At 44.4% G+C, this 1,052-nt stretch carries 1 protein-coding gene; it reads right to left on the bottom strand.

Features of this window, described 5'->3' with window-relative positions; all coding sequences use genetic code 11:
- Positions 1-201: 201 nt before the first annotated feature.
- Positions 202-1,052: alpha/beta hydrolase family protein (locus tag ACEU5R_RS31940; protein WP_392413924.1), on the bottom strand; the 851-nt coding region annotated here is incomplete at its 5' end.

The following is a 1,052-nucleotide window of genomic DNA, read 5'->3' on the forward strand; positions in this document are numbered from 1 at the left end:
CCGCTAACTCAGGATCATGCCGCTCTTAAGTTGAGGGTTATGTTAAGTGCTAGTCTGAGCCTCAACAATAAACACTCCTGCTAACAGATAACATAAAGTGAAAAAGTAACTAATTTGAATTGATCTGACAGTTATGCATCCACAAAACAGGTAACTGTCAGATCAGATCGCGACTTCTACAGCTTATATATTTAGCAAAACTTAAACCTTCATGTATTTGTCGAACCAGCCAATTAACTTTTCAGGATGGCTGCCAAAGTAGTTGTAGCCAACCCAACGGCGTGGTGTCCCTTCAATCCAGAACAGCTCTTTTTCTTTTGCGCCCAACAGCTCAAAAGTTTTTTCGCCATCTTCCACTGAAGTCCAGCGATCTTCACGCACTTGCACCACCAAAGTTGGCATAGTGACATCGGGTGCAAAGAGGTGAGGAGTCATTTCTGAGTTTTTCAAGCCGCCTGCTTTGACTTGTTCAAAGTCCAAAATTTCAGGAAAATCACCAGCACCTGCCACCACAGAATTTGCATAATGTTTGGTGAACGCTTCCATTGAAACCACCATTGGACTGACCATGCACGCTACATCTTTAAACAATTCAGGATGACGTGAAATTGCCTCGTACTGAGAATTGCCACCTGTGCAACGGCTTAACAGACCCACTTTCATTTTTGACAATTCTGGATGTGCGTTGACATAGTTTTGTGCACCAACGCAATCACGCCACTCATAACGACCCACACCACAAGCACCATTGCCTCCTGTGCCACTACGGCCTAAATTGCGTAAGTCATAAGTCAAAATATTGTAGCCAGCATCATGCAGGTGTTTTAACTCAAACAAAAAATTAATTTCTGTCGGGTCAAGCATGTCCCAAGGAGATAAATGTCCAGCCAAGCCATAGCGATTCATCGGCAAAGGATGATTGGCAATAATCAACAAATCAGATGGCTGAACGGCTGGAATGTACCAAGCCTCAAGCGGCACGCCATCCAAAGCAGGGAAGAACACATCTTCATAGGCCATGCCGTGGTCAGCAGGGGTTTTTAAAATCGGGG

This window comes from Achromobacter sp. 413638, assembly GCF_043119405.1.
Taxonomy (GTDB): domain Bacteria; phylum Pseudomonadota; class Gammaproteobacteria; order Burkholderiales; family Burkholderiaceae_B; genus Achromobacter.